Origin of the sequence: Prevotella falsenii DSM 22864 = JCM 15124, from assembly GCF_000613945.1 — a bacterium.
GTDB lineage: Bacteria > Bacteroidota > Bacteroidia > Bacteroidales > Bacteroidaceae > Prevotella > Prevotella falsenii.
Genome location: NZ_BAJY01000013.1, coordinates 48,538 through 70,835 on the forward strand (window position 1 = coordinate 48,538; position 22,298 = coordinate 70,835).

Annotated in this window: 16 protein-coding genes, 2 tRNA genes and 2 pseudogenes; 15 read left to right on the top strand and 5 right to left on the bottom strand. The window is 44.2% G+C overall.

The genetic code is table 11. The features are described 5' to 3' along the window. Positions 1-322: 322 nt before the first annotated feature. Together rlmD and JCM15124_RS06535 are read left to right on the top strand one after the other, a co-directional pair. Entirely contained in the window at positions 323-1,753 is a 1,431-nt protein-coding gene (gene rlmD / locus JCM15124_RS06530) for a 23S rRNA (uracil(1939)-C(5))-methyltransferase RlmD (protein WP_024998779.1), read from the top strand. Positions 1,754-2,231: 478 nt separating this feature from the next. Then, complete coding sequence (locus JCM15124_RS06535) at positions 2,232-2,729, top strand: Lrp/AsnC family transcriptional regulator (protein WP_024998780.1); 498 nt, start codon at positions 2,232-2,234, stop codon at positions 2,727-2,729. Positions 2,730-2,828: 99 nt separating this feature from the next. On the opposite strand, the gene JCM15124_RS06540 is transcribed toward JCM15124_RS06535, so the two are convergent. After that, positions 2,829-4,529 (bottom strand): glycoside hydrolase family 10-like protein, encoded by a 1,701-nt coding sequence (locus tag JCM15124_RS06540; protein WP_024998781.1) that lies wholly within the window; start codon positions 4,527-4,529, stop codon positions 2,829-2,831. A 148-nt stretch (positions 4,530-4,677) separates the two neighbouring features. Between JCM15124_RS06540 and JCM15124_RS06545 the strand changes: the two genes are divergently transcribed. From JCM15124_RS06545 to JCM15124_RS06575, 7 genes are all read left to right on the top strand, one after another. Next, positions 4,678-5,172: a hypothetical protein gene (locus JCM15124_RS06545; RefSeq protein WP_024998782.1), complete on the top strand. Its 495-nt coding sequence runs from the start codon at positions 4,678-4,680 to the stop codon at positions 5,170-5,172. Positions 5,173-5,197: 25 nt separating this feature from the next. Beyond that, positions 5,198-5,806, top strand: a complete 609-nt coding sequence (recR, locus tag JCM15124_RS06550) for a recombination mediator RecR (protein WP_024998783.1) — start codon at positions 5,198-5,200, stop codon at positions 5,804-5,806. Between the two features lie 7 nt (positions 5,807-5,813). Next, the gene (locus JCM15124_RS06555) at positions 5,814-6,275 is read left to right on the top strand and encodes a hypothetical protein (protein WP_024998784.1); all 462 of its coding nucleotides are present in this window, start codon (positions 5,814-5,816) and stop codon (positions 6,273-6,275) included. Further along, entirely contained in the window at positions 6,272-7,468 is a 1,197-nt protein-coding gene (locus tag JCM15124_RS06560) for a glycosyltransferase family 2 protein (RefSeq protein WP_024998785.1), read from the top strand. Before JCM15124_RS06555 ends, JCM15124_RS06560 begins: the two co-directional genes overlap by 4 nt. Next, positions 7,468-7,977, top strand: coding sequence for a GNAT family N-acetyltransferase (locus JCM15124_RS06565; protein WP_024998786.1), 510 nt, complete (start codon positions 7,468-7,470; stop codon positions 7,975-7,977). The genes JCM15124_RS06560 and JCM15124_RS06565 overlap by 1 nt, the downstream gene beginning before the upstream one ends. An 85-nt stretch (positions 7,978-8,062) precedes the next feature. Continuing rightward, a tRNA-Asp gene (locus tag JCM15124_RS06570) sits at positions 8,063-8,136 on the top strand. A gap of 28 nt (positions 8,137-8,164) precedes the next feature. Continuing rightward, a tRNA-Asp gene (locus JCM15124_RS06575) sits at positions 8,165-8,238 on the top strand. A 520-nt stretch (positions 8,239-8,758) separates the two neighbouring features. Here JCM15124_RS06575 and JCM15124_RS17160 read toward each other — a convergent pair. Next, positions 8,759-13,215, bottom strand: a pseudogene (locus tag JCM15124_RS17160) (translocation/assembly module TamB domain-containing protein). 90 nt (positions 13,216-13,305) lie between these two features. Between JCM15124_RS17160 and JCM15124_RS13575 the strand changes: the two are divergent. The 6 genes and pseudogenes from JCM15124_RS13575 (at position 13,306) to nqrF (ending at position 19,157) form a co-directional block, all read left to right on the top strand. Beyond that, positions 13,306-14,657: pseudogene (locus JCM15124_RS13575) on the top strand (Na(+)-translocating NADH-quinone reductase subunit A). Positions 14,658-14,705: 48 nt separating this feature from the next. Then, the gene (locus JCM15124_RS06590; protein WP_024998787.1) at positions 14,706-15,860 is read left to right on the top strand and encodes an NADH:ubiquinone reductase (Na(+)-transporting) subunit B; all 1,155 of its coding nucleotides are present in this window, start codon (positions 14,706-14,708) and stop codon (positions 15,858-15,860) included. Positions 15,861-15,875: 15 nt separating this feature from the next. Then, positions 15,876-16,586: an NADH:ubiquinone reductase (Na(+)-transporting) subunit C gene (nqrC, locus tag JCM15124_RS06595; protein ID WP_024998788.1), complete on the top strand. Its 711-nt coding sequence runs from the start codon at positions 15,876-15,878 to the stop codon at positions 16,584-16,586. Between the two features lie 35 nt (positions 16,587-16,621). Continuing rightward, positions 16,622-17,251: an NADH:ubiquinone reductase (Na(+)-transporting) subunit D gene (locus JCM15124_RS06600; protein ID WP_024998789.1), complete on the top strand. Its 630-nt coding sequence runs from the start codon at positions 16,622-16,624 to the stop codon at positions 17,249-17,251. A gap of 2 nt (positions 17,252-17,253) precedes the next feature. Continuing rightward, complete coding sequence (gene nqrE, locus JCM15124_RS06605; protein ID WP_014708360.1) at positions 17,254-17,880, top strand: NADH:ubiquinone reductase (Na(+)-transporting) subunit E; 627 nt, start codon at positions 17,254-17,256, stop codon at positions 17,878-17,880. Positions 17,881-17,888: 8 nt separating this feature from the next. Next, positions 17,889-19,157: an NADH:ubiquinone reductase (Na(+)-transporting) subunit F gene (gene nqrF, locus JCM15124_RS06610; protein WP_024998790.1), complete on the top strand. Its 1,269-nt coding sequence runs from the start codon at positions 17,889-17,891 to the stop codon at positions 19,155-19,157. 268 nt (positions 19,158-19,425) lie between these two features. Here the strand turns inward: nqrF and JCM15124_RS16535 are convergent, their stop codons facing one another. From JCM15124_RS16535 to JCM15124_RS06620, 3 genes are read right to left on the bottom strand one after another with little or no spacing between them, the layout of a single operon-like run. Further along, entirely contained in the window at positions 19,426-19,776 is a 351-nt protein-coding gene (locus JCM15124_RS16535; RefSeq protein WP_232220108.1) for a hypothetical protein, read from the bottom strand. A gap of 47 nt (positions 19,777-19,823) precedes the next feature. Then, positions 19,824-21,023, bottom strand: a complete 1,200-nt coding sequence (locus JCM15124_RS13580; RefSeq protein ID WP_232220109.1) for a hypothetical protein — start codon at positions 21,021-21,023, stop codon at positions 19,824-19,826. A gap of 32 nt (positions 21,024-21,055) precedes the next feature. Further along, positions 21,056-21,256 carry a hypothetical protein gene (locus tag JCM15124_RS06620; protein WP_024998791.1) on the bottom strand — a complete coding sequence of 67 codons (201 nt, stop codon included), beginning with the start codon at positions 21,254-21,256 and terminating at the stop codon, positions 21,056-21,058. Positions 21,257-22,298: the final 1,042 nt, after the last annotated feature.

A 22,298-nucleotide genomic window follows, 5' to 3' on the forward strand; every position in this document is an offset into this window, starting at 1 on the left:
TTTAACTACTATATTGAGTTTATTGTTTCGAGCAGCAAAGATAATAAAATTTGATAGAAAGTAAAAACAATTCTTAAATTTTTCATCGTAAAATCTTATTGAACGTACGGTTCGATATAAGAATTAAGCAAGTATATTGTTTATATAAGGTACTTTAAGGAAGAACCGATTGGGGTTTAATCCCCAATCGTTCATTAGCATCCTTGACTGCTTTTGTTCACGAGTAGCATTGTTCGGAATAGTAGACCCGCATCAGCAGTTTTAGTGCAAGGCTGCCATGCAAACCAAAAAAAATAACTAACTTTGCAGCAAATATAAGAAAATGAGCAGGAAAAGGAAACCGTTACCTATATTAGAAAACATTGAAATAGAAGCTGTTGCAGCAGAAGGAAAGTGTGTTGCACACGTAAACGATATGGTTGTGTTCGTTCCGTTTGTAGTGCCGGGCGATGTTGTAGACCTTCAGGTGCGCAAGAAGCGTAATAGCTATTGCGAAGCTACGGTGGTGAGAATGATACAACCAAGTCCTATTCGCATTGCCCCTAAATGCGAACACTTCGGCGTTTGCGGAGGTTGCAAGTGGCAAAACCTTCCTTATAAAGAACAATTAGCTGCCAAACAACAGCAGGTTATCGACCAGCTGACACGAATAGGCAAGGTTGAACTACCCGATATTTCGCCTATTTTAGGCTCCGAAAAAACAGAAGAATATCGCAATAAGTTGGAATTTGCTTGTTCCAACAAACGTTGGTACACCAAGGAAGAGTTAGAAGCATTGCCCGAAGGCGTAGGTTTGGCGCAGGGTGCAATAGGTTTCCACATAACGGGCGCATTCGACAAGATTTATCCTATCGAGAAATGCGTGCTGATGGACGACTATTGTAATAAGGTGAGAAATGCTATTTACAATTATGCTTTGGAGCATAACCTTACCTTTTTCGACATTAGAGAGCAGCACGGCTTGTTGCGCGACATTATGGTGCGAAACTCGAATACCGGCGAATGGATGCTGCTTGTCCAATTTCATTACGATGAAGCAGGCGACGAAGAACGCGCAATGGGCTTGATGCAGTTCATAGCCGATGAGTTTCAGGAAATCACTTCATTATTATATGTAGACAACCAAAAGGGCAACGACACGTTCAACGATTTGGAATTGACCGTATTTAAAGGCAACGACCATATATTTGAACTGATGGAAGACCTTCGTTTCAAGGTGGGGGCAAAGAGCTTTTATCAAACCAATACCGACCAAGCCTACCATTTATATAGTGTGGCACGCGAATTTGCCAACCTTACGGGCAGCGAATTGGTTTACGACTTATACACCGGTACGGGAACCATTGCGAACTTTGTGGCTAAAAGGGCGAAGAAAGTAATCGGTATAGAATATGTGCCCGAAGCGATAGAAGATGCAAAAATAAACTCGGAGATAAACAAAATAGAAAACACATTGTTCTATGCGGGCGATATGAAAGACATCTTGACCGAGGACTTCGTGAAGCAACATGGACGCCCCGACGTTATCATTACCGACCCACCTCGTGCCGGTATGCACGCCGATGTGGTGAATGTGATTTTGGGCGCGCACCCGCAACGGATTGTTTATGTAAGTTGCAACCCCGCAACACAAGCCCGCGACTTGGCACTTTTAGACAAAGACTATCGGGTTGTGGCTGTTCAGCCTGTCGATATGTTCCCACATACGCCCCATGTAGAGAACGTTGTATTGTTGGAAGCGAGGGTAAAGTAAAGCGCGCAAAACGATAACAGACAGGAGAGAGTGGGGGCTGTCGATGTTGATAGAAGCTGTTGGCTTTCCCATTCTTTCCGAAAGCAAATTCTTGGAAATACCTTTGGTATTGTAAAAATAACTCCGTTAAAAAGTAATAACTGCGCTTTGGCGTTGCGAAAGCGTAGGTTCTGCAATGCAAAACAACCGCTTTTACCATGCAAAAACTACGCTTTCGGAATGCAAAACAATAGGTCTTATAATGCACTGATGATGAGATGGTTATACGATAGATACCTCTGTGAAATATATTTACGGTCTTATTATCCGTTCCCATCTCTCAAGTAAATTGTCTTCATTAATTTTTAAATCGTTCCATAGCAAGACCTAAAAGGCACGATTTTTCAGCCTTAAAGTTGCGAATTATAACTTGTTATGAAAAAATAATTGGTAGGTTGAGAAGTTTATTGTACCTTTGTCGCAAATTTTATTAAGATAAATGGCACATAGAAGTTTAGATCAATTAGACAAAAAAATTCTTCGCCTTATTGCAGAAGATGCACGTATTCCATTTTTGGAAGTAGCACGCGAATGTAAGGTAAGTGGTGCGGCAATTCACCAGAGAATTCAGAAACTAACAAACTTGGGTATTCTCAAAGGTTCACAATTTATTATCGACCCTGAAAAGATAGGCTATGAAACCTGTGCTTTTATGGGATTGAACTTAAAGAACCCCGAGAATTTTGATGAAGTGGTAGAGGCTTTGAAGAAAATCCCGGAAGTTGTGGAATGTCATTTCACAACGGGCGAGTACGATTTGTTTATCAAAGTCTATGCTCAAAACAATCATCATCTTTTAAACATTATCCACGACAAGCTCCAAGCATTGGGTTTGGCTCGAAGTGTAAGTATCATTTCTTACAACGCCGTAATCGATCGCCCGCTCCCAATCAACGACTTTGCAGTGGGAGAATATTCGGAACCGGTTGAAGAATAAACCACTTATAAATAACAATTCAAGCACTTTTTACCGTAAATAAAAGGTTGTTGCAAACCTTTATTGCATTGGTGGAAAGTGCTTGAACTGTTTTTTATCTTATCGTTTGATAAAGAAATAACCGACTTTATGGCTCACTTTTCGTTTCGCCGAATGGGCGCGAAGTCGGTAAGTGCCATTTTTAAGACTATAAATATTTAAGGTGTCGTGATGCGAAGCAACGTAGTAAATCTTCATAATCGTATTGCCCTGCATCGTTTCAACGGTGAAATAGTCTATATCCATTGCGTTCAAATCTTCCGGAAGGGCAATTGTTTCACCGTCATTTGTAAGTAGTCTGCTCTCAAAATCTTCTTTCTCGAATACACTTTGCAGCGCATCGCTTTCGTTGCCGTACCTGTCCATTGCCGTAATGGCATAATGTTGTTGATGTTTTGCCCCCTGATGTACGAACGACGTTCCTTGAAATCTTGCCATAACAAGATTGCGGGGGTCTTTCACGTCTACGGGGTGGCTGCTGCTCATATATATATTATAATAAGGTGAATTTCCTTTCCAACGTATCGTTTTTGCGCCTTGTGCACCTATCAATGTTACTACGGAGTTGCCCTGAACGTAGGTAGGGGCTTTCGGTTTTCTGCTGCTTATCCATGTCAGGGCAGGCGTAAGTGCCGGCACAGCATTAAAACGTTTCTCGAAGTTATATACACCTTGTCGGTTGTCCAACAAGAATTTAGAACGGAAATGCGCATGTCCCATTCCCAACCATCGGCTGACATGCATCTGGCGGGTAAGTTCTTCGAGTCCCCAATTGCCCTCTCGCGGGTCAAGAAAGTATGTTCCAAGTCCTGAAATTATATCATGTCCGTTGGAATTTTCCACCCAATCGGCACTGAAAGGGTAATAATTGTCGCCCCGCCAATATTGCATCGGGTAGAGCTGGTCCATTATTCGCGTCTTTACCCATAGTTGCGCATCTTGCGAAACACGATTTTTGGCATTATAGTTTTTCGATGAATATCTGTTTAAGTCATCGTATTTGCCAATAGGCGAACAAGAAATCTTTACCCAAGGCTTAAGTTTCTTCACCCTGTAATGTATTTCCCTGACAATGTTGGTAATGTTTTCCCGGCGTGCTTCCGGTGTGTCGCCGTTCCTGTACGTCGGGTATGGCCAACCGTCAGGATACCTTATATAATCTAAATTGATACCGTCAATATCGTAGTTTCGGGTTATTTCTGCACAGATTTCGCCCAAATACCCTGCAATCTTAGGGTCTTCAGGGTTTACGTAAGCACCTGTTGCGAAACTTCTGATGCTGAATCCTTTTTGTTTCATCAGTCTGCAACCTAACGATTTAGCAGCTCCGACAGGCATTGCGGCAATCCATGCGTGTATTTCCAACCCACGTTTATGACATTCTTCAACGGCAAACGCCAACGGGTCGTAGTTCGGATTTCCGTTTTCTCTGCCCGTTAAGCATTTGTCCCAAGGCTCTATGACGGACGGATAGATAGTGGCTGCACGCACACGCGTTTGCAACAGAACGGTATTGATGTTTGCCGCAACATATTTATCTAAAATATCAATGAGTTCCTGCTTTTGTCTTTCAATGCCTTCTGCCGAGTTTGCAAATGTCGTTGGCCAATCAAGGTTGTTTAAAGTCGTCAGCCAAACAGCACGGGTTTCACGCTTTTTGAAAGGTTTTGTATCCCAATTTATAAATATTTCGTTCGTTTGTGCAAAGCAATTTATTATGAAACAGCTTAGTAATATCAGTGTTATTATCTTTTTATTCATACGTTTTAAGCATATTTACAAGCAAAAAGTGAAGGACTTATTTGCAAATCAGGCACAAAGATAGGCAATAATTTTTGTAATTCAAATAATTCTACTACCTTTGTCAATGGAATTTAGCAATAAATAGATTTTACAATAACAGTATTATATGATGAAGAAATTATCACTCCTTTTATTAGGATTAACATTGTCATTGGGTATTCATGCGCAGTTTCAAGAGGGCAAAGGCTACATCGGAGCTTCTCTGACAGGTCTTGATTTGCACTATAATGGGCACGATAAGTTCAATTTCGGACTTGAAGCAAAAGCTGGTTATTTGCCATGGGACGATATTATGTTGTTGGCAAGCGTAAGTGCCGAGCATAATGGCTCGGAGGCTGTGGCAGACCATATCGTTATTGGTGCCGGTGCACGCTATTATATTACTCAGAATGGCTTGTACTTGGGTGCCGGCTGTAAGTTCCTGCATGCCAATCATAGCTATAACGATATGTTGTTGGGGGCTGAAGTTGGCTATGCTTTCTTTATAAATCGTTCCGTAACAATAGAACCGGCAATTTATTACGACCAATCGTTTAAGGATACTAAGTATTCTACAATAGGTTTCAAACTTGGTCTTGGTATATATCTCTTCGACGATTAAGCCAGTATAACCCGTTTCAATCAGTATGCAACAATTTCCTTCTCAACTGCTTGAAAAGGCTGTTGGAGAATTTTCTAAGCTGCCGGGAGTAGGTCGAAAGACTGCTCTGCGGTTTGTTTTGCATCTATTACGCCAATCTGAAGATGATGTAGATGGCTTCACGGAGGCTGTTTCTACAATGCGGCACGATATAAAATACTGCCGTATTTGCCACAATATTTCCGACACCGACACGTGTTCCATTTGTGCAAACCCACACAGGGACGGTTCAACGTTGTGTGTTGTAGAGAATGTGCAAGATGTTCTTGCCATCGAGAATACGCAGCAATATAATGGCTTATACCATGTGTTGGGCGGAATAATCTCACCGATAGATGGCATCGGACCGAACGATTTGGAAATAGAATCGCTTGTAGAACGAGTGAAAACGGGTAAAATCAATGAGGTTATTCTTGCTTTAGCCAGCACAATGGAGGGCGATACAACAAACTTTTATATATCGCGCAAGCTGAAGGGTATCGATGTAAAGCTGACGGTGATAGCCCGTGGCATATCGGTTGGCGACGAACTGGAATATACCGATGAAGTTACATTGGGACGAAGCATATTGAACAGAACCGTGATAGAAGGTTAAAGACACTATGGAACAAACACGAAAAAGGCTTTTAACATTATTGGGATTTTTCTTATTCATATTAATCGGCATTGTTGCCGTATATGAATTGAATGTTGTTTTGCCGGGTAGTATGTCCGGCGATGGTAGTCTTATGTATGTGCAGTTCATCATGCAGCCTTTGGCACTGCTGTTAATACCGCTTGCACTTTATTTATTTAAGTTTCCGCGAGTTAGCAAAAGCATTACCAATCCGCAGTCGTATAAAGGTTTTCGCTTATGGGCTTGTGTGCGAATTTGCCTTCTTTGCATTCCCATCATACTGAATATGTTCTTCTATTATATATATGGTGAAGAGGTTGGGTTCTTTTATTTAGCATTAATCTTGACGATTAGTCTCTTCTTTATCTATCCGACAAAAGGCAGATGTGAAAGCGAAAGGAACTTTGGGAAGGACAAAACAGACCAAAATAATGAAGTAAAGCTATGAAATTAAGTATTATAATTGTCAATTATAATGTTAAATACTACCTTGAACAGTGTTTGCTGAGTGTTGAGCGAGCTATTCAGGACGTCGATGCCGAAGTTATTGTTGTAGACAATCACTCTAAAGATGGCTCCGTGGAATATATCGAACAGCGTTTTCCATGGGTAACCTGCATCTCTTCTTTGCACAATTTAGGATTTGCCCGAGCAAACAATCTTGCCATAAAACAAAGCAGCAGCGAGTATGTTTTACTGCTCAACCCCGATACCTTCATTAGCGAAAACATTATAGTTGATGCCTTAAACTTTATGGATAACCATGAAAATGCGGCAGGATTAGGCGTTACGATGCTTACAACAAGTGGCTCAAAAGCAAAAGAAAGTCGTAGAGGCTTCCCCTCGCCCATGGTGTCTTTCTATAAAATGATGGGACTATGCGACCGCTTTCCCAACCACCCGAAGTTCGGACACTACTACATGAGCAATATGCCTTGGGACAAATCAGGAAAGATGGAGGTCATTAGCGGAGCCTTCTGCCTGTTGCGTCGTGCTGCATTAGATAAGGTCGGATTGCTCGACGAAGCATTCTTTATGTATGGAGAAGATATTGATTTAAGTTACAGAATTTTGAAAGGAGGATTTGAAAACTGGTTTTTCCCTTCTATAATATTACATTATAAAGGCGAAAGCACGCAGCGTTCGAGTTTCCGATATGTCCATGTCTTTTATGCAGCAATGCTCATTTTCTTCCGTAAACATTATAGCGGAATGAGCTTTTTGCTAAGTATCCCCATCAAGATTGCCATCTATTTGAAAGCAACCACTTCGCTGTTGCAAATGTTATGTAGAAAATCCAAAAAGCTTTTAGGGTTTATTTCTCATTCGCATGCGATAGAATCGAATTACATCTTTATAGGAAACGAAGATAATATAAAGCGTTGCGAGGAAATAGCAAAGAGCAGGGGAGTGGCAGCAAAATATGTAATAGGCAATAAAGAAACGTTGCCGAACGGGCATCTCGATAAGCAAGAGCTGATAGAAGCAAAAACTTTAAACTATGTGGTTTATGATATGGACGCCTATTCGTATGGCGACGTACTTTCTATATTTGCCGCCCAACCTCAAGATAATGTACATATCGGAACATACAACAGGCGGGCAGACTGCATAATAACCGAAAAAGAAATTCTGAAATAATGGAAATGAGTGAAGTGCAACTTCGTGCAATGGAGCCTGAAGACTTAGACTTGCTTTATAAAATAGAAAACGATGAAAGGTTATGGAATGTCAGTGCCACCAACGTTCCATATAGTCGTTACGTGCTTCGCGACTATATAGCCAATGCAAAGAACGATATTTTTGCCGACAACCAAGTCAGATTAATCATTGAAACCGCTACCAAGACAAACATAGGCATACTTGATTTGGTGAATTTCGACCCTCGTCATCAGCGTGCGGAGTTAGGAATAATCATCTTGGAGGAGTTCAGAGGCAAGGGCTATGCCTATGCTGCAATTCAGAAGATAATAGAACATGCACGGAAATACCTTCATCTTCGCCAAATTTATGCTTACGTAGACGTAAACAACGAAGCGTCTTTAAAATGCTTGGAAGCAGCCGGCTTTCGGAGAAAAGCTTGTCTGAAAGATTGGTTTTTTGAAACCAACGAGTTCCACGATGCTTATATAATGCAATTTTTTTTATAAAAACCGTCATTCTGTTTGGCTATAATAAATAAAATAGCTATCTTTGCACTCGCTAAACAGAAATGGTAGTTAGCACACGCAATTTGGTGCGTTAGTTCAGTTGGTTAGAATGCCTGCCTGTCACGCAGGAGGTCACGAGTTCGAGTCTCGTACGCACCGCAACTACTATTTTGAAACAACGCAATCCGGTGCGTTAGTTCAGTTGGTTAGAATGCCTGCCTGTCACGCAGGAGGTCACGAGTTCGAGTCTCGTACGCACCGCTTTAAATACTCTGAAAACAGTGTCAGAGATTTTAAGAAAATATTAAATATCATAACTCCTTGGGGTTATGATATTTTTGTTTTATACCACTTCCTCTTTTTAAAGTACGTTGTAGATATGGCTCAGTAGGGAAAAGATACACTAAAATATCCCCAAAGGCTCTACGACGACTGCAATTTAATTACGCAACTTTTTAAGTTTCGGCTACACAAAACCGCTATTCCTTATTTATATTTCATGGGCGAAAAGAAGGCGAAAGACTGTAAATATTTTTCGAAAGAGTATATCTTGCTTAACTTGCTTACTGTCAGTGTATTACAAAACCTATTGTTTCGCGTTCCAAAACCGTAGGTTTTGCACGGTTAAACCGTAGGTTTTACAACGCAAAACCTACGGTTTCGCAACGCCAAACCGATTATATCACTTTTTAACAGAATTATCTTTACAAAATAAGGGCGATATTCTGCCGAAACCGTTCATGATTTCGGCAATTTTGTTTCCGTATGTGGAATGCGGCAGTTATTTCTTTTTCTTTTTCCGTTTGAACAATTCCTTGAAGTTGGTGAAGTCTTTCTTCATAATGATACCGATACCCTGCGTGTTCAGAGAGTTGCGCGTAAAGTAGCGGTCGTTGGCACGATTGTAGAAGTTCAGTGCCATATTGCCGTTCGGCACGAACAGGTATTTGATGTCGAAATCGCCGATGAATGCCGACGTGTTGGTAGCCACGTTGTCGCGATAGCCGAACTCACCGTTGATGAGCAGGCGGTTGTTGAGCAGACTTCCCGAAAGTATGCCTTCGTATTCGGCATTGCTGAACCCATCGTTGCCGGTGGCAATGTTTGCGCCAAAGTTCCAATGATTGTCGTTTATAACGTTCGAGAGCACGGTGTTGATTTGCTGTGAGAGCGTTCCCGACAAGATGCTCTGCATAACGAGCGAGGCTTGCCCCGACTGGTTAGGTTCGCGAGGGGCAGCGTTGTTTACCGTCTGCGGATAAAATCTGCCCACCGCCAAGAGGTATAACACCTGCTGGTTGAGGTCTTGCTCGGAGTTCAATACCGACAGCACCATTTGCTTTGCGTCGGAAGAGAGTTCGGGCAAGTCGAGTCCGAAGGCTATTGAGGGGTTTTCAGGCGTACCGTTGATGTCGAGCAGACAGTCCACCTTGGTGTTGCTGGTGCGGAACGAATTGCCCATTTGCAGGTCGGAAAGAGGCACGGAGTTCAGTGTGTAGCGACCTTTCAGCTTCAGTGCTGCACCAAAGGGGTCGCCGCCAAAGGCGATGAGCGAGCCATCGCTGAAGTTGAATTGTCGTTTTATGATGTTCTGAATGGTAAGGTTGTAGCTGCCCCGACTGACGTTGTAGTTGCCGAAGAGCTGGAATGCTCCCTTATTATAATAGGTGGCGCGGATTACGCCCGAACCGTTCAGTTCGATATTGTCGCCTGTTGTTTCGTCCATCAGCACACCAAGTGTAAAGTCGGGCGTGGTGTTTATAAGGAAGTTTACGTGCAGGTCGCTTGCTATTTCCTTGTTATAGTGGTCTTCGGCGTTGCGTTTCAGCCACGTCGTATCTTGTCGGAGCACCGGTTGCAGCGAGTCGGGCGTCATGTCGCGCCAACGAATGAACGAGTTTTCGTCGATGGTATTCTTTGCCGCATTGTAGGTTATGTACGAGTTGCGGTTCGGTGTCATGTTTATGTTCATCGTCGTTTCGTTCTCTCGACCGATGATTTCGCATTTGCCCGTGCCATATACACGCCCCCAGAATGTGCCCGATGATGCCTCGCGTGGGTAGTTGTATGCCAGCAGATTGTTGGTTTGCACGTCTATGTCGAACGTCAGACGGCGCAGTGCTTGGTGGTGTAGCCCGCCCGTAATCATGCCCGTGTGCCCCTCGGCATCGGCAATGGCGATGCGGTCGAGGCTGATTTCGTTCGGAATGAGCAGCACACGACCATCTTGCACGGTGTAGGTGGTGCCCAACGGCGTAATGCGCACAGAGCCGGAAGCCAACATGTCGCCCTCAAGATTTACGTCGGAGAGCGGTCCTACTACCTTTATCCAGCCATTTCCGTACAACTTAATCTCGTCCATAAATGCCCCGCAGAAGTGCTTCAGGAAGGTCAGGCGCGTGTCGTGGGCATAGATGGGCAGGTTTATCCGACTGTTTCGCAAGTCGATATAGCCGCCGATGTCGGTCGATGCGTCGCCGTCTATCGCCTTTGCGTCGATGTTTATGCGTCCTTCGTTGTTGCTGTAACCGGCTTGTGCATAGAGCGTTCCCATATCGCCTCGTTCAAATTGGAACTGCCTTACAACAAGGTTGGCATGCGCTTGTGGATTGGTGAATGCCGATTTCAGCACCACTTCGCCCGAAGCAAGTCCGCCGAACGATACGCTGTGGAAGTTTACGAGGTCTAAGATGTAAGGCACGTCGATGTCCTTGAGCTGCACAATGAGCGAATCGGAAGCGTTTCCGGTTGTCTGTCCGTTCACGATAATGTGCTGTTCCTTGTTCGATAGCTCGAAGTGCTTTATGTCCAAGTTGTTGTGGGCATAGGTAAGTTCCGACGGTTGCACCTGCAGTTCGATGGTGTCGATGCGTATTTTCGAGGGCGAAAAGTGCAGGTGGGTAGCTAATTTGCTGCCCTGTCGTTCAAATTGCGCAGTGCAATCGATTTGTCCCAAGAAGGTTTTCTGTGCGAAAGCGTTGAACGATGACAGTGTGCTGATTTCGTTGTTTGCGGCTGTTCCGTTGGTTTGCAGCGCGAGGCGGCGGCCTGTCTTGTCCACCCATTCGCCTTTCAGCGCGATGTCTAAGGTATGGTTGGGCGTGGAAAGGTCTGCTTCGAGGTTCTCGAAGTGGTAGCGGCATACTCTGCTTGTGGTGCAGCAATGTTGAGCGACAGCGTGTTGCGGGCTTCGTCCACATTGCCCATAAGTCGGATATGGGGCGTAATGCCGATTTTAATGTTCGTCAAATCGTGCAAAAGCTGTGTGTTCGTGATGTTGGCTGATATGTGGAACGCATTTTTGCTTGCGCTTTTACCCCATCGCTGTGGTGCTCCCACAAGGGCAGGGAGGTAGGCACCCACCACGTTCTTTACGCTTTGCACGAGCGTAGAGTAGTTGAAGCGTCCCGAAATGGAAGCTGTGCCGAAGTCGGATTGCAGTTCTATCGACTTGCCCATGAGGTTGTTGGTTGCGCTTAGTTCCAAGTGGTTCAGCTCAATGTTGCGGTTGTTTGCCTCTTGCATGGCAAAATTGTCGAGCGTGAGTTTGCCGATAAGGTCGTCAATCGACGCACTGCTACCTTCCAATACCGCATGGAACGATAGCGTGCGGTTGCCCAATGCTTCGGTGATATGCATATTGTGGAGGTTCAGGCGGTCGGCATCAATGCGGGCATTTATTGCTATTTTACCTTTCTGTTCGAGGAATTTACGAATGTTTCCCACCGTTCCGTCGATACCGATTTTGCCGTTCGGGTCGTTAATCGAGGCTTTTCCGCTGAATATATCGTTGGTATAATTGCCGTCTATGGCAATGTTGCGGTAGGTGTAGCCGTTGTAGTCGAAGCGTGGCACGATGCCTTTGGCGTAGATGTAGCGTAGGTCGGTGGTGGCTTCCACCTTGAGGTCGGCAACGATGGTGCCGAGTTGCGCAGATGTAAGAATGTTGCCAATGGCGAAACGCTGCGTGTGCAGTTCGGCTTTTATGTTCCGTCCACGCAGCGAGAAGTCTATGTCGGCATTGCCATGCACGAGGGTAAGTGTGCCCTTTGCGTGGTGGTTGCCGTGCGCCCCTTGCACCTTTCCTTTGAAACGAAGGTCGCCCAAGCGCAGAATTTCGGCAGGCAGGTTCAGTCGGAATGCCTTGTTCATCTGCCGGATAAGGCTGTTTTTCAGTTGGACGGTATGTGCGTTGATGTTCCAAGCAGGCTGTGTGGTAAGGCGTGCGAGCGAGCCTTTGAGGTTCGCAACGATGTCGCCTTTGCCGTAGCGCAGTGCAAGCGTGTTCAGTTTCAGTTTGTCAGTCGTTCCCGAAATGTTGGTGTTGAGATACAGTTTGTCGCTGAAAGTTTTCAAAGACGGTAGCAGACAGGCGATGTCGGCAGGGGTCAGATACGATTTTTCTATGCGCAGTTGGTGGTGGGCAGTGCCGAAATCGGGCGTTGCCGCCTTGTCGCCGAAGCGCATTATATATAAAGGTATGTTGATTTTCGACTGTGGAAGTCGGACGAGCAAGTCGTTTATTTCCGCCTGTTGCTTGTCCGTTTTCAGGCGTAGGTGCAGTTTGCGCACGTCCAACCCTGAAGTTTCTGCAAACGAAAGGTTGCGAATGGTGGCGTCGATACGGTTGTCGGTGAGGGTGTTTAAGTTGATGTGCCCCGATATATTCTTAACGTTGAGGTGGTTAAGGTTCAGCCTGTTGCGCGTGATAGGCGCGGAAAGAAGGTCGTAGCGCACATTGCTGTGGCGGATAATAAGGCTTTGAATGCGAATGTCTAAAGGAGTGTGGTGCGTTGTATCGCGCGATGCCAACGAGTCGATGACGAATTGGAAATTGGGCTTTTCGCTTGGTGAGGTGCGATAGAGCTGTGCATTCAGACCGAAAACCTGCGCCGACGATATGCGCACTTTGCCCTCGCTGATGAGCGTCCATAAGTCTATTTTGGTGGCAATGCGCGACGCTTTTGCCATTTGCTTGCCTTTTTGGTCGTTTACAACCAATCCGTCTACAATGAAATGGTTTAAAAATCCAAGGTCAATGCGTCCCACCTGAACCTTTGTTCCAAGTTTCTCGGTGAGTGCATTCGCTACCTGCGTACCCACGAAATGCTGTACGGAAGGCAGGTGTAACAATATAATTATAAGCAAGTATAGCCCGATTGCGGTCCATACGCTCCAACGAATAAAAGTCCTCAGTTTCTTCAAAGCAAGTGCAAAACTACAATTTTTCCATTGTATAGTAAAATTAATGATACAAAAAGTTTCTAAAGTGCCTAAAATTTACTATATTTGCACACTGAATTAGCGAAGATTTCATTCATTTATATTATGACAGAACAAATAAGGTTGCGTAAGGGTTTGGATATAAAACTCAAAGGGCGTGCTGAAAAAAAAACAATGCCATTGGAATTGTCGAAGCTGTATGCAGTAGTGCCCGGTGATTTTGTAGGGGTTACACCCAAAATGACAGTGAAGGTAGGCGACCATGTCAAAGCGGGCGAAACGCTTTTCGTGAACAAGATTTCTGAGGAAGTAAGGTTTGCTTCTCCTGTCAGCGGTGTCGTAAAATCAATAGAAAGAGGTGACCGCAGAAAGATTTTGTACGTTAGTATAGAGGCTGACAACGAGCAAACATTTGCCGATTTCGGCGTGAAAGACATACAGACGCTTGATGGCGAAGGGGTGAAGAAGGCTCTGTTGGAAGCAGGATTGTTCGGATATATCAACCAGTTGCCCTATGCAGTGTCTACCACTCCCGACACCGAACCAAAGGCAATATTCGTTTCGGCATTAAGAGACAAACCATTACAAGGCGACTTTGAGTATGAACTTGAAGGACAGGAGGAAGCCTTCCGGACAGGATTAACCGCACTGTCGAAGATTGCAAAAGTTTATTTATCTATTGGTGTACGGCAAAACAGCAAGGCTCTTGTAGAAGCAAAGAATGTTGAGCTGACTGTTTTTGACGGACCTTGTCCGGCAGGAAACGTAGGTGTGCAAGTCAATCATCTATCACCTGTGAACAAGGGAGAGGTGGTTTGGACGGTAGACCCAACTGCTGTTATCTTCTTTGGACGACTCTTTCAGACAGGTAAAGTAGACCTGACACGTGTTGTTGCCGTAGCGGGCAGCAAGATAAAAGAGCCTGCATACGTGAAAGCATTGGTAGGAACACCCATAAAAGACATTGTTGCCGGCAGACTGACAACCACCGAACACGTGCGTATATTGAACGGAAACCCACTGACAGGAACGATTGCAGACGATAATAGCTTTCTCGGTGCACACATTTCCGAAGTCGTGGCAATGCCGGAAGGCGACGATGTAGACGAAATGGCAGGCTGGATAATGCCACGCCTGAACGATTTTTCTACGTCAAGAAGTTATTTCAGCTGGCTCTTCGGTAAGAAAAAAGAATACGACCTCGATGCTCGCATCAAAGGAGGAAAGCGCAATATCATCATGAGTGGCGAATACGACTCGGTATTACCGATGGATATATACGGCGAGTACCTTATAAAAGCCATCATCACGGGCAATATTGACAAGCAGGAACAGCTGGCATTTACGAAGTAAGTCCCGAGGATTTTGCCTTGGCAGAGTTCGTAGACAGTTCAAAGCAACCATTGCAGCAGATTGTGCGCGAGGGTTTGAACACGCTGCGAAAAGAGAACGAGTAAGTACACCTTATATTATAATAGAGAATTAACAACTTTAAGTGATACAATATGAGCTTAAGAAATTATCTTGATAAGCTGCGTCCACAATTTGAGAAAGGTGGAAAGTTGCACGCTTTCAAGAGTATTTACGATGGTATGGACACTTTCCTGTATGTCCCACACGAGACATCGAAGAGCGGAACGTCTATTCACGATGCCATCGATTCAAAACGAATAATGAGCATGGTGGTGATTGCGCTGATACCTGCAATGCTGTTCGGTATGTACAACATTGGTTATCAGAATGCTTTAGCTGCCGGAAAATTGGGCGAAGCAACCTGTATGGGAATGTTCCTGTACGGTGCTTTGATGCTGTTGCCTAAAATCTTGGTGTCTTACATAGTGGGTCTCGGTATCGAATTTGCTTGGGCGCAGTGGAAAGACGAGGAAATTCAGGAAGGCTTTTTGGTAAGTGGTATCCTCATTCCGCTTATCATTCCCATTACGCTGCCGCTGTGGATGCTGGCATTAGCCGTAGCTTTTGCCGTGATTTTCACAAAGGAAATCTTTGGCGGAACAGGTATGAACACCTTCAACGTGGCACTGGCTGCACGTGCTTTCCTATTTTTCTCTTATCCGGGAAGTATGACGGGCGACACGATATGGACATCTACCGAACAGATTTTCGGGCTTGGCTACACGTTGCCTGACGGTTTCACAATGGCAACTCCATTGGGCGAAATTGCTCAAGGCGCAGCTGTGAACGCATCGTTGAACGATATGATTTTGGGTTTAATTCCCGGTTCGGTGGGCGAAACGTCGGTTATCGCCATTGCAATCGGAGCAATCATTCTGCTTTGGACGAACATTGCCGGCTGGAAAACCATGCTTAGCGTCTTCGTAGGCGGTGCCGGTATGGCGATACTCTTCCATTCCATGGGTGCAAGTCCGCTGCAATGGTACGAGCACATCGTGTTGGGTGGCTTCTGTTTCGGTGCTGTCTTTATGGCAACCGACCCTGTTACCTCTGCGAGAACAGAGTGCGGAAAGTGGATTTACGGTTTAATTGTCGGTGCAATGGCTGTCATTATTCGTGTGTTGAACCCCGGTTATCCCGAAGGAATGATGCTTGCCATACTCTTTGGTAACATGTGCGCACCGTTAATCGACTACTGTGTGGTTCAGTCTAATATCAACAAGCGTGCTAAGCGTGCTAAAATGTAAGGAGGAAAGAAACAGATGAAGACAAATAGCAATTCATATACAATTATCTATTCTGCTGTTCTTGTGGTCGTTGTGGCTTTCTTGCTTGCCTTTGTTTTCCAAGCATTGAAACCTGCACAAGACGTTAATGTGCAGATAGACCACCAAAAGCAGATACTCTTTGCACTCAACCAAAACCGCGATATGACCAACGAAGCAGCGCAAAAGCTGTGGAAGGAAATCATTGTTGCCGACGATATTATCAACGAAAACGGCGAAACCGTGGAACAGGGTCAGCAAGGTGGCGTAAAGGCAGGTTTCAAGTTGAACAGCAAAGACGCCAAGGAAGGCAAGCTGGCATTGTTCCGTTGCAAGGTAGACGGCAAGGATAAGTATGTTATTCCTGTTTATGGAAACGGACTTTGGGGACCTATCAACGGTTTCATAGCTTTGAACGAAGACAAGGCAACTATCTTTGGCGTGTACTTCAACCATGAAAGCGAGACTGCCGGACTGGGTGCAGAAATCAAGGATAGCAAGGAATGGCAAGACAAATTCAAGGGCAAGAACATCTTCGATGCACAGAAAAAACAAATTGTTTTCAGCGTAACAAAGAAGGTGGAAAAGCCTGAAAGTCAGGTGGACGCTGTTACGGGAGCTACCCTGACAAGCAACGGTGTTACCGAAATGTTCCACAACGAGAAAGGCGGACTTGCACCTTATGTTAAGTTCCTCACTGCAAAGTAACATTGAGAAATAAATTAATACAAAACAGAAAGATTATGAGTTTGTTCTCAAAACAAAATAGAGAGGTTTTCATTAACCCACTGAATCTTGACAATCCTGTACTGATACAGGTGTTAGGCATCTGTTCGGCTTTGGCTGTTACCTCGCAGCTGAAACCTTCTATCGTCATGGGACTGGCGGTAACCATTATTACAGCCTTCTCGAATGTGATAGTTTCCATTATTCGTAAAACCATTCCCAACCGCATTCGCATCATCGTGCAGCTTGTTGTTGTGGCTGCTCTTGTAACCATTGTCAGTCAGATATTGAAGGCTTATGCCTACGATGTAAGCGTCCAGCTGTCGGTTTACGTGGGTTTGATTATTACAAACTGTATTCTTATGGGACGTTTGGAAGCCTTTGCCATGACGAACAAGCCTTGGCCAAGTTTCCTCGACGGTATCGGAAACGGTTTGGGCTATGCGCTTATCCTTGTGTTGGTAGGTGGTTTTCGCGAGTTCTTTGGTCGTGGCACCCTGTTTGGCTTCAAGGTTATTCCGCAGAGTTTCTACGATATGGGCTATGTAGACAACGGTATGATGGCAATGCCTGCCATGGCATTGATACTTGTTGGCTGCGTTATATGGGTTCATCGTGCATATTTCTATAAAGAAGAAGAAAAATAATTATGGAACATTTATTAAGTCTATTCTTCAGGTCCATCTTCGTGGACAATATGATATTCGCATTCTTCCTTGGAATGTGTTCGTTCTTAGCCGTATCTAAAAACGTTAAGACATCGTTCGGACTCGGTGCTGCCGTTACCTTCGTGCTGGTTGTTACCGTGCCTGTAAACTACCTTTTGCAAACAAAAGTGCTCGGTCCCGACTGCTTGATAGAAGGCGTAGACCTTTCTTATCTCAGTTTCATTCTCTTCATTGCCGTTATTGCCGGCATTGTTCAGTTGGTGGAAATGGCTGTCGAGAAATACTCGCCGTCGCTCTATGGGGCGTTAGGTATCTTCCTTCCGCTCATCGCCGTAAACTGTGCCATCATGGGTGCCAGCCTTTTCATGCAGCAGCGCATCGGGCTCGACCCCTCAAGTTCTCAGTACATCGGTTCTGTTTGGGACGCTCTCATCTACGGACTCGGCTCCGGTATCGGCTGGCTCTTTGCCATTGTGCTGATGGGTGCTATACGCGAGAAAATGGAATATTCCGATGTTCCCAAGCCTTTGCAGGGTCTTGGCATCACTTTTATCACCGTAGGACTCATGGCTTTGGCTATGATGTGCTTCTCAGGACTTAAAATTTAATATCAAAAATGGCAGAGTTTATATTATACAGCATTGCTGTTTTCTTAGTTACAATCCTTCTTTTGGTTGTTCTTCTTCTTGTTGCAAAAAAATATCTCAGTCCAAGCGGAAAGGTTACGATAACTATCAATGGCGATAAAGAATTAGAAGTAGAACAGGGCACCACCATCTTGGCAACACTCAACGAGAACGGCGTCCACTTGGCTTCTGCGTGTGGAGGTAAGGGAAGCTGCGGACAGTGCAGGTGTCAGGTGCTCGAAGGCGGTGGCGAAATCCTCGATTCGGAACGCCCACACTTCTCTCGCAAAGAGATAAAAGAACACTGGCGTCTCGGCTGTCAGGCGAAAGTGAAGGGCGACCTCTCTATAAAAGTTTCTGAATCCATATTGGGCGTTAAGGAATGGGAATGCACCGTTATTTCCAACAAGAATGTTTCGTCGTTCATCAAGGAATTTAAGGTGGCACTTCCTCCGGGCGAACACATGGACTTCGTGCCGGGTTCGTACGCACAGATACGCATTCCGAAGTACGACTGCATCGACTACGACAAGGACTTCGACAAGGAATTTATCGGTAAGGAATACCTTCCAACATGGGAAAACTTCAATATGTTTTCTCTGAAAGCCACTAACCCCGAAGATACCGTGCGGGCTTACTCAATGGCAAACTATCCTGCCGAAGGCGACATTATTACGCTCACGGTGCGTATTGCTACGCCGCCGTTCCTGCCACGCCCACAAGTAGGTTTTCAAAATGTACCGGCAGGTATCGGTTCGTCGTATATCTTCACGCTGAAACCCGGCGACAAGGTTATGATGAGCGGACCTTACGGCGAGTTTGCGCCTAACTACACATCGGGCAAGGAAATGATATGGATTGGTGGCGGTGCCGGCATGGCACCATTGCGCAGCCAGATAATGCACATGTTGAAGACGTTGCACACCCGCGACCGTGAGATGCACTTCTTCTATGGTGCTCGTTCGTTGAGCGAAGCCTTCTTCCTTGAAGACTTCTGGGAGCTTGAAAAGGAATATCCCAACTTCCACATGCACCTGTCGCTCGACCGTCCCGACCCGGTAGCAGATGCAGAAGGCGTGAAATACTATCAAGGTTTTGCCGTGAACTGTATTTGCGAAACCTATCTGAAAGACCACGAAGCACCGGAAGATTGCGAGTATTATCTCTGCGGACCTCCTATGCTTATCAAGACCGTTACCGACTATTTGGACAGCCTTGGCGTAGAGAAAGACGCCATTCGCTTCGACGATTTCGGATAAGAAACAGTTGTTGAACCGGCAAATAAAGACATTATTCATTACTAAAAAGGCGTCTGCACCCACAAGTGCGGACGCCTTTTGCTTTTATTGCAAGGCTTTCAGCATTAATAACGCAATGCAAATTCAAGACGTAATTTATCGTATTACTGACACCGGAGAAAGGTAATGTCCATAAAAATAAAACGCCAAGCCTCACCGTACTGATTGGTGAGGCTTGGTTAAATGTTGTGCCCAAGTTTCATTACAAAGAGCAAAGCTCTCTTGCAACTTACTCAAAAGGAACTGTCATAGCACCTTTGTCACGAATACTTATGTATATACCGGCGACATTCTCTCTAAATGCCAAGTTGAAAGCATTACGATTATCGTTGTCGATATTGGAAGCTGAAGCAGTCCAATAATCGCCGTATCGACCATTTTGATTACCTGGAATTTTACTACCTGAATAGAACTTGCCATTATAAAAATAACCGATGGCGGGCAGGAAGAAGTAATGGTTCATATTGGTTGGAGCACCTATTGCTATCGTTTCATTTTTAAGAGCCCAATTTTTGTCACTTGGACGATACGAGCGATAATCTATATTCTTACACTTATTTTTCATGTCTTCATCGCTCAAATTGTTTGCCGATTTGATAATAGCTTTCTTTTTAAACCACATGCCACCTATCCATAGATGCTTGGCAAACGAGAAAAGTCTGTCCCCCTCCAGTGTGGGTCTCCTTCGAGAACATACCACGCCATTTCATTGGCATTAGGACATTTGGAAGCATTGCCTGTGGCAGTAACAGATGAGTTATAGGGAGCATTGACATCGTTATACCAACGCATAGGGTCGGTCGTCTTGCTCTTTGGATAGTGGGTGCCTGCATTTTCGTTGATAAGTGGTTGCTCGCTTTCGTATCCATACCAGTAATCTTGTTGTGCATCCCACATATAAAGTTTATCGCCACGGTTTATGACATCTAAGTTTGCTGCCACCTTTTTGTTCTTCCCTTCGTTGAAGTTCAATGTACCGTATCTCTTGGAAACAGTTCCGCGAATCTTGGTAATTTGGTCGTAAAGAGTATATTCCACCGTGAAGTTGGTGTAAGTTCCGGGAGCAAGTACCATAATGGCGGCATTCTTTGTATAGTCTTCTGCCGACGGTATCTCAAATCCGTTATCGCCACCACCATTGAGCGTGAGTATGATGCTCTTGGAAGAAGAAACGACACTGCTTGTTTTAATTCCTGCATCGTCGAAATCGTATGTTCCAGCTATGGACTGGTCAGCTGTTACCTTGATTTGTGTAACCTTGACTTCGGGAGCGAAGCCGTGACTGTAATAAGGGGTAAACGTTAAGTACGATGCTTTATGTGAGAGTGTGAAATCGTATCTTGCACCATTCTGTGTAGCTATAGCTGTACCGCAGTCGCCGTCTGTACCAATGTGAGAGCCATCATTGGGGGCTGCTTGGTTTTGTACAGACTTTATTGTTACTTTGTCGCCCACCGTGTTGCCGTTACCCGTATAGCGGACTTGGTAACTCGGGGCAGTGTATGTACCGGTAAAATAGAACTTGGCTGTCGCGCTCTTGCCCGTGATGTTGTCTTTCGAGCTTTGTATCAAAGCTGGCGTAACTGCCGTATTGTTTATCCACAGCTTGTCGCCCGCTGTCCAATAGAAGTCTATGCCTGAACCGCTGTAAATACCCATTGTTCGGGTGGCGGTAGGAGTAGCTGTTTCTTTGACGGCAAACTCCGTCAATCCCGTTAAATCCTCGCTTTTCTGAGCATTTTCGTCTTGTACAGTATCGTTATTCGAGCATCCGACAAATGCGAGCAAGGCAATCGCGGATAAAACTAATGAATGATAATTTTTCATTTTCTTTCTGTTTTCTTGTTTTAAATAAATTTCTAATCTTCCCACACCTTCTTGTCTGTGAACAAGTCGTCGTCAAAAAAGCCTGTCTTTTTAGCGTTCAGTACTTCATCGTCGGGAGCGGAATGGTGTCCACCCGGAACGGAAGCATCGAGCAGGTGGCAGTTCGTCCTTACAATTACAATCCCTGTTTTAGGCTTTATATAAGCCCTTTTTAATACTTGACTTTCTTTCATTTCATCTGATTTTATTTATGGATAATTTATGCTTACTCGTTGTTATTTTTTCTTTTTATTCTTCTTGAGATAACAATCCGACAAGCACAGGACTTCCCAAGAAATCCTGTGCTTGTCGGATTGTGCGCGAGTTTCCTCGCGCGCGTACATTAAAATATAAATATAAGAGTTTAGCGACGGTGCGCCTGTGTGTGTGTGTGTGTGTGTGTGTGTGTGTGTGTGTGTGTGTGTGTTAGCAAAATATTTGAGTTAACCAAATATAATGAGTTAAAAGTTGCATGAAAATCTTTGTATTCTTGCAACTCGTCTATGCTGTTATTAAATAAAAAAGAATTATACATTTCTAAGTTATTTTTTTGTGGCACACACTGTTATTTTAAAATTCAGTGCAAATATAAACAATATTTCTTAAATGCACAAATAAAATCAGGAAATTGTGCAGAAATGAATTTATTTATAAGAGTTGATAAGCTGACAATTATAGTCCTTGTAGCAATGTGGTGAGGATAATTTTATTTTTCTTATTTATTTAAAGGAAAGTATTGAAATTTGTTTTGCTTTTATAAAGATAGTTCTAAAGAGATATGATAATTTCAATTTTACGTTGCGAAAGCGTAGGTTTTGCACGGTAAAAGCGTAGATTTTGTGTTTCAAAACAGCCGCTTTCGCAATGCCAAAACGCAGTTGTCGCTTTTTAACGGAATTATCTTTATAAGGTTAAACGAAAACCCTCTCTCCCTATTTCATTCGCGGGCTTGCTAAAAAACATCTGCAAGATTACTTGCTTAACCTGCTCTCTTATGCTCAATTTACCTTCTTTTAAGTTCTTTTTAAGGTAATATTTGAGTCTGTTTCTTCTTTTAAGGTTGATAAATATTAATTATAAATGCGCATTATAGTTAATGTAAATAAATAAAGCGGTGATAATTAACTTTTCATTGTTAATAGCTTAAGAAATTTATTACCTTTGCTTTCAGTTAAAAGAAATATAAGTATTACATGGGCGTAGCTTAACGCTGTCAATGTAAGTTACAAGCAAATA

Coding starts and splice junctions, on each gene's coding strand:
- JCM15124_RS06590 (WP_024998787.1), top strand. CDS start 14,706: ATGAGCTTAAGAAATTATCTTGATAAGCTGCGTCCACAATTTGAGAAA.
- JCM15124_RS06540 (WP_024998781.1), bottom strand. CDS start 4,529: ATGAATAAAAAGATAATAACACTGATATTACTAAGCTGTTTCATAATA.
- JCM15124_RS06600 (WP_024998789.1), top strand. CDS start 16,622: ATGAGTTTGTTCTCAAAACAAAATAGAGAGGTTTTCATTAACCCACTG.
- JCM15124_RS06545 (WP_024998782.1), top strand. CDS start 4,678: ATGATGAAGAAATTATCACTCCTTTTATTAGGATTAACATTGTCATTG.
- recR (WP_024998783.1), top strand. CDS start 5,198: ATGCAACAATTTCCTTCTCAACTGCTTGAAAAGGCTGTTGGAGAATTT.
- rlmD (WP_024998779.1), top strand. CDS start 323: ATGAGCAGGAAAAGGAAACCGTTACCTATATTAGAAAACATTGAAATA.
- JCM15124_RS06555 (WP_024998784.1), top strand. CDS start 5,814: ATGGAACAAACACGAAAAAGGCTTTTAACATTATTGGGATTTTTCTTA.
- nqrE (WP_014708360.1), top strand. CDS start 17,254: ATGGAACATTTATTAAGTCTATTCTTCAGGTCCATCTTCGTGGACAAT.
- JCM15124_RS06535 (WP_024998780.1), top strand. CDS start 2,232: ATGGCACATAGAAGTTTAGATCAATTAGACAAAAAAATTCTTCGCCTT.
- JCM15124_RS06620 (WP_024998791.1), bottom strand. CDS start 21,256: ATGAAAGAAAGTCAAGTATTAAAAAGGGCTTATATAAAGCCTAAAACA.
- JCM15124_RS13580 (WP_232220109.1), bottom strand. CDS start 21,023: ATGAAAAATTATCATTCATTAGTTTTATCCGCGATTGCCTTGCTCGCA.
- JCM15124_RS06565 (WP_024998786.1), top strand. CDS start 7,468: ATGGAAATGAGTGAAGTGCAACTTCGTGCAATGGAGCCTGAAGACTTA.
- nqrF (WP_024998790.1), top strand. CDS start 17,889: ATGGCAGAGTTTATATTATACAGCATTGCTGTTTTCTTAGTTACAATC.
- nqrC (WP_024998788.1), top strand. CDS start 15,876: ATGAAGACAAATAGCAATTCATATACAATTATCTATTCTGCTGTTCTT.
- JCM15124_RS06560 (WP_024998785.1), top strand. CDS start 6,272: ATGAAATTAAGTATTATAATTGTCAATTATAATGTTAAATACTACCTT.